The sequence below is a fragment of the Ruminococcus sp. D54t1_190329_F1 genome (assembly GCF_015551645.1).
Lineage (GTDB): Bacteria > Bacillota > Clostridia > Lachnospirales > Lachnospiraceae > Blautia_A > Blautia_A faecis.
On the sequence record NZ_JADNDC010000049.1, the window covers coordinates 20868 to 27672 of the forward strand.

General features: G+C 48.1%; 6 protein-coding genes. 1 reads left to right on the plus strand and 5 read right to left on the minus strand.

What is annotated here, in order from left to right; genetic code table 11:
• Positions 1-107: 107 nt before the first annotated feature.
• Positions 108-1148, plus strand: a complete 1041-nt coding sequence (locus I2D69_RS17455) for a DUF6076 domain-containing protein (protein WP_158436833.1) — start codon at positions 108-110, stop codon at positions 1146-1148.
• 224 nt (positions 1149-1372) lie between these two features.
• Here the strand turns inward: I2D69_RS17455 and I2D69_RS17460 are convergent, their stop codons facing one another.
• The 5 genes from I2D69_RS17460 to I2D69_RS21260 form a co-directional block, all read right to left on the minus strand.
• Entirely contained in the window at positions 1373-3751 is a 2379-nt protein-coding gene (locus tag I2D69_RS17460; protein WP_055201186.1) for an FtsX-like permease family protein, read from the minus strand.
• 14 nt (positions 3752-3765) lie between these two features.
• Entirely contained in the window at positions 3766-4431 is a 666-nt protein-coding gene (locus I2D69_RS17465; protein ID WP_009296631.1) for an ABC transporter ATP-binding protein, read from the minus strand.
• Between the two features lie 221 nt (positions 4432-4652).
• The gene (locus I2D69_RS17470) at positions 4653-5684 is read right to left on the minus strand and encodes a HAMP domain-containing sensor histidine kinase (RefSeq protein ID WP_005936000.1); all 1032 of its coding nucleotides are present in this window, start codon (positions 5682-5684) and stop codon (positions 4653-4655) included.
• Positions 5681-6373: a response regulator transcription factor gene (locus tag I2D69_RS17475; RefSeq protein WP_015533258.1), complete on the minus strand. Its 693-nt coding sequence runs from the start codon at positions 6371-6373 to the stop codon at positions 5681-5683. The genes I2D69_RS17470 and I2D69_RS17475 overlap by 4 nt, the downstream gene beginning before the upstream one ends.
• A 211-nt stretch (positions 6374-6584) precedes the next feature.
• Positions 6585-6722: a helix-turn-helix transcriptional regulator gene (locus tag I2D69_RS21260; RefSeq protein ID WP_227202194.1), complete on the minus strand. Its 138-nt coding sequence runs from the start codon at positions 6720-6722 to the stop codon at positions 6585-6587.
• Between the last annotated feature and the right edge of the window lie 83 nt (positions 6723-6805).

Sequence of the window (6805 nt, forward strand, 5' to 3'; positions counted from 1 at the left end):
ATCATCATAGCGTACTATCCTTGACAAAACAATGATTCTGCGATACCATGAGTGTAACGGATATAACTGAATTATATAATTACCATAAACAAAGGCAGGGGATAGGGATGGAGAATCAGTTTATACGGCATGAGCCATGTTTTGAGAGGATTTTGTTTGTCCTGACGCTGGACAGGAAGAAAATGAAAGAGCGGATTTTGATTGGGGAAGAACAGCAGATCCGCTTCCGTCTGAACGGGAGCCAAAACGCAGAGGTGCTTTGTGATATGACACGCCCACTGGGAACTTTTTTGATAAACTTTGAGCGTGACACGGACAGAGACTGGAACTTATACGGGCTTTCTCCGCTGCGGCAAGCTCTCCACTCCAACCGATGGAAACAGCCGGAGCTGGAGCAGGCGGCAAGCGAATTTCTTTGGGAGAAATATCTTAGCAACGACCCTCTGAAAATGTATGTGGCGTTCCGTATCTGGAACAGCTATCTGCTTGCCAGAGAACCCCGTGACCGTAACGCTGCCTGTGACCGCTTCATGGATAAAATGAGCAGACTGACCGGGGTATTCCAAAACGAAACCATGAGCTTTAACAGGGAGACAGGAAAACCGAAACAATTTCAAGCTGGCAGCCTTTATTTCAAAGGCGCACCGTCAGAAGATACCCGGCTTGACCTCTGGTTCCCGGACAACCGGCGCACAGAAGAATGTGTGTCTGCCTATGCGTCCCTCTACCCGTTGATTACCTATTATCTGAACAGGCTGAATGACTGGGGGCTTTGCTTCCGGCGGTGCAAGGTCTGTGGAAAATATTTTCTGGCAAAGAGCCAGCGGTATGAGCTGTGCAGCGACAAGTGCCGAAAAGCACAGGCGCTTCAAAACAAGCGGGAATTTGACGAGAGGTCAAGAGAAAATAACTATGACCTGCTTTATAAAAATGAATGCCAGAACTGGCGCAACAAAATAAACCGGGTAAAAAATACCGCAGGCTTTCCGGCTGACCGTCTGGAAAAAATACAGGCTTCCTTTTCCGACTTTAAGAAAGAAGCCTTACAGAGAAAAAAGGCTGTAAAAACAGGAACGGCCAGCCCGAAAGAATTTACGGACTGGCTGTATCAGCAGAGTAATGTAATTGTTGAGCTGACCGAGATATGAAAAACTTTCTATCGTCAATTTCGCATTATTGCAATAACAGATTGCTTCTTCCATGAATGGTAATATTATCATCAAACTTTTGGAAGAACTATAAATGTCCGAGGTGCCTTTGATTTCGACAAAAAAACAGGCTGAATTGTTACAAAGCTCGGACATTTCAAAAATTTTTTGAGAAATGGCGAAAAAAGCGGGGCAGCACACGCCGCCCCGCCGATCCCATACGGTTATTCCATCGCCCGCATTTGTTCGATCAGGGATTGCTTTTTCTGTCTGCGGATTGTCCATACAGACAAGATCAGTTCCATTCCGAACAATACCAGAATGAACAGTCCCATTTCCAAAACCGGGAATTTGTAAGGCACTACATTTCCGGCAAAAGCTCCTATACTCATTTTTCTGCAAGCAAAGATGGAAGCCGGAAGCCCAACGATCAGCGTCGCCAATGTTGCAAAGAGCGCATAGCACAGCCCCTCACAGATGTTCATTTCACATAGCTGTTTTTGTGTTAGGCCGATAGAACGCAGAATACTGTTTTCCTGCTTTCGGGCTATCTGGTTAGAGAGTGTCGTATTGATAAGGTTGATAACGCCAAAGAGAAATACCAACCATGAAAGTATCTCCATACTGCCAAACGCAAAAGAATTTGTCATTTCTTCATATTCAATCACTGTATTGATTTCATCTAAGGCAATATTACTATGGCTGGCAACAATATTTTTCAATTCAGCTCCCACATAGTCCGTTTTTTTCGGATCGTTTACAATGCTCCATGAATAGTCGAAAGAAGCGATTTCCGGGTGCAGTTCATGGAACAATGCTTCTGGTGCGAAAAAGAGTACTCCATCGAGGGCCAGTTTTCCATGCCCGGAAGGCGTCTTGTTGGAATCAAACAATCCTGATACAGTGACGGAAACAGGCGGTTGCCCCTCTCCAAAATAAAAGTCAACTGTTGAACCAACACCCATATCCTCATTCTGCTTTAGCACATTATAGTCAATTACAATACTACGGGAATCTTTTGGCATCGTTCCTGCTGTCAGAGCCGCTTCAACTGTTGCATAATTCTGGTCGGTCAGCATATCACACATACCACCGCTTTGGTAAATGTCCGTCTTAAGGGTTGCATAGAGAGATTGTCTGCTTGGAATTATATCTGTAACACCATCAATAGATAAGATTTCCTGTTTTAATTCTTCATTCAACGGATTTCCCGCTGCCATAACCTTTTCTTCTGTCATTTCAGAATCCAAATAAATTTTATAGTCGCCGTCCGGGAAAAACCGTCTTGCAAGCGCCTCTGGAGAACGCAGCAAAACAATGGAGGATACCACAAGCAGAATAATTCCGCCCAAACTCAATGAGGCTACAATAGCAACGGTCTTTTTTCGGTCACGCTTAAAATTCGCAATTCCCATTGAAACAGGATTGAGCTTGATATTCTTTTTTCGGCTTCGGATGTCCTTTTGTGCCGGGGTAAAACGGACGGCTTCAATCGGGGAAATCCCTGCCGCAATTTTTATCGGCTTACGGATGGAAACAGATACCATGATCCAACTGCTTATGAGTGTCAAAATAATCGTTGCCACATAGGAAACAGCATTAAATCCCTTGGGAAACAAAAGAAAACCGCCGCATACACCCAGCACTGTACCAATCAAAATCCCGATACTGCCGAGTTTACGCCCCTCCCGCTTTACAATCCGCTTGATTTGCTTTGGCGTTGCACCAATCGTCCGAAGCTGCCCGTAGCTCTTGATTTTGTCATTGATGGAGATACGGAAGATACTCTGGATCACAATATAGCCGCCGATCAGAACAATGGCAATCACGCCAGCCATCAGTGCAAAATCAAAGGATTTAGAAGCATAGGCAAAATACTTGCTGTTCATTTTGGGCATAGGAAGCTGATATTCCTCCGCAATCTCCCTGCAATAAGAGGTCATCAGTTCTTCGCCCAACTGGTCGCTGTTTTTGAAATGGACATAGGCGCGATAGCCAGTCGGGTCAAACCCTTTCCATCCTGTCAGGGCAGCGTTGGAAAGAATGATAGCGCAGGTATTCGCTTCTTTTTCATTTACGCTGTCCATAATGCCGGTAACGACATAATCACCATGAAAACTCTCTGTATCTAAGGTCACAGTGTCCCCGATCTTGGCATTGTTTCCATAGGTGGAAAGAAAGTATTCGCTTACAACAACTTCATTTGCTTTTTCAGGAACCCGGCCCTCTAACAACTCCATCTGCGCCTTGGTAATCTCCATCATTTGCGCGTCGCAATACACATAAGACGCATGATAGCCCTGTTCTGAAAGCTCCTCACCCAGCATATAGTAGCCGCCTACGCGCTCAAACTCCGGCAGTCCTTTCAGGGTTTCAATGTCGTTTTCCTCTACGCCCAGCCAGACCGCCTCATAAGTATCGACAACCTGATTGCGCTGCATTTGTGTCAGGGAGGTAGACACAATTCCCGTAAAGCAGATCAGAAATGCCGCCAGCGCAACGGCAATCACCACCATCAGATTCCGGCGCTTCTCGCTTTGCAAACTTTTCTTTGCCAGCTTCTTTGTAATGGCGCTGGTATCATTCTCAAAAGGCCATGTCATAGCCTGCCACCTCCTTACTCCACAATCTTGCCGTCCTCAATGCGGACAATCCGATCTGCAAGACGGGCTATGTCGTCATTGTGGGTAATCATCACAACAGTTTGCCGGAACTCTGCACTGGTGCGCTTGATAAGCCCCAGCACCTCGGCGCTGGTCTTGCTGTCAAGGTTGCCGGTCGGCTCGTCGGCCAGCACAATAGCCGGTTTGGTAATCAGGGCGCGTGCGATAGCCACACGCTGCTGCTGGCCGCCGGAAAGATTGTTCGGCATATTTTTCAGTTTATCTTCCAGCCCCAGCAGGTGAACGATCTCGTCCAAAAACTTCTGATCCACCGTGTCCCCGTCCAGCTCCACCGGCAGGACGATGTTCTCATACACATTCAGGATAGGAACAAGGTTATAGTTCTGGAAGATAAAGCCGATGTTGCGGCGGCGGAAGATGGTAAGCTGTTCGTCGTTCATTTTCGACAGCTCTTTGTCCCGGACAATCACATTGCCGGAAGTAGGGGTGTCCAGCCCGCCCATCATGTGAAGCAGGGTGGACTTGCCGCTGCCGGAGGTTCCCACAACGGCCACAAATTCGCCGTCATTTACAGAGAAGTTCACGCCGTCAAGGGCGCGGGTGATATTCGGCTCTGTACCGTAATACTTTTTCAGGTCGATAGTCTGTAAAATTCTCATACTCAAAACTCCTTTCAAGGCTTTCTGCCTGTTGATAAGGCTATTGTAAAACCCAAATGTCCGCGAAATGTTACAGCGGCCAAAAAATTTCATTGAAAATCGGGGGTGAAATGTTACAACGCTCGGACATTTCCGCCGAAAAACTGCCACTGGCAGCTTTATCGGCACACTGTTGCGAAAAGACTTACGGCGGGCAGCCGAGAATGACCGTCCGCCGCATTCTATTTTGTCGGCAGCATAATGGAAAATTCTGAACCCTTGCCCGGCTCCGAAACCACTTTGATATAGCCGCCTTGCCGCGTTACGATCTCGCGGGCCAGATACAGGCCAATGCCCACGCCCTGCTGTTCGTGTACTTCTTCCTCACGATAGAAGCGCCGGAAGATGGCAGCCTGATTGCTTTCGGAAATGCCCTTGCCGGTGTCGGTCACTTTGACCTCCACATACATTTCCCACAGCACCACTGACACGGCGATTTTCCCGCCTGCCGGGGTGTACTTCACTGCATTGTCCAGCAGGTTAAAGAGGGCTTCGGATGTCCACTTGCTGTCATGGAAAACGGTCAAATCCTCCGGGCAGTCCACGGACACAGCGATTTCCTTTTTCTCCGCTGCATACACAATCCCACTCATGGCCTGCGCCACGGTATCAAAGAGGCGACCCGGTTTCTTATCCAACTGGATCACGCCCGTTTCCAGCCGTGAGGTTTTCACAAGGGCCTGAAAGAGAAAGTCCAACTTATCCGTCTGGCTGCGGATTCCCCGGATAAAGTCGGTGCGCTCCGCCTCGGTCATGGGCTTTTCCAGCAGGGTGTCCGTCGCCATTTTCAGATTGCTTACCGGCGTTTTCACCTGATGGGAAATATCCGATACAAGGGTCTGTAACTCCTGCCGTTCCTCGTCCACCCGGCGGCGGTTCTCCTGCATGATCTGGTAAAGCCTTGCCAGCCGGTGTCCGATTCTGGCAAGCTGGGTTTCGCTGTCCTCTGGCCGCTGGGGCGCTTCATTCCCGGCGATCATGTGGTCTAAGGTCTGGCACAGGTCAGCGGTAAACTGCGACAGCCGCTTTCCAAACGCCTGCGTCAGTACAAAAATCCCCACAAGGGCGCACAGCAGCAGCGTCCCGCCTGTCAGCAGCACCGCAATCTGTTTTGTCACAAGAAACAGGGCTATGGTGATCCCGGACATGGAGAGGACAAGCTCCATTGCCACCCGGCCAAACAGCCGCTTTACCGAGAGGTTTTGAAACTTCATTTTACCTCGCCTCCCGTCCATTGATACCCCATGCCGTAAACGGTCTTGATGTAGGGTGCGCCGCCGTCGGCTTCAATCTTGCTGCGAATACGGCTGATGGAGGTTGTCAGGGTGTGTTCGTCCACAAACCGCTCGTCTATATCCCACAGCTTTTCCAAAAGCTGCCCACGGGTCAGCACTTGCCGGGGATTTTTACGAAACAGGTTCAGCATTTTGTACTCCATCGGGGATAGAGTCAAGGGCTTGCCGTTTAAGGAAGCCGTCTGCTCCGAGAAGTCCAGAAACAACCGCCCGTCGTCGTAAATGTCCTTGGCCGGTTTGTGGTGTTCCAGCATGGCGAACATGGCTTTGATTTTTCGCTGCAAGGCCCCGATCACAAAGGGCTTTGTGATGTAGTCCACCGCGCCCACCTCATAGCCCCGTATCTGGTCGCTCTCCTGATCGTTGGCGGTCAGGAATATTACGATGGTGTCCGGGTGCTGGGGCTTTATCAGCTTGCACAGTTCAAAACCGTTCCCGTCCGGCAGGTTGATGTCCAGCAGCACTAAATCAAATTCCCGCTGGCGGATGGCTTCGGCTGCGGTTCTGGCATTTAGGGCAGAAGTCACGCCGTAGCCGTCTGCGGTCAGGTTATAGTCTAACATCTTATTCAAAAAACTGTCGTCCTCGACAATTAAAATCTGCTCCATATTCTCACTTCCTTTGCTTTTTGCAGATAGTATAACAGGCAAATGTCCGAGAATTGTTACAAGGACAAATATATTTATCATTTTACAGCTTTTTTATGTGTACTGCAATTTTATAAAAGAAAGGACAGCAGTATCATCAAATTGCTGTCCTTGCGGTTTATTATAGCTGGTAGTGTATAAGCGTGGGTTCATCATATTTGGTGTGGTATCTTTAACTATGGGAAACTCCTCGCTCCCATTTAGAAACCGACTTATCACTCATACCTAATTTTTCTGCCAGTTGCTTTTGTGTCATCCCTAGGGACTTTCGTTTACTTGCAATATATTTTCCAATTTTAATAAGATCCATCCATCTTGTTGATTTATACTTAAAACTGACCCAGTTTTAACGAGGAAAATTGACCCACCTACAGCAGTGGCAATGAGTAAGTA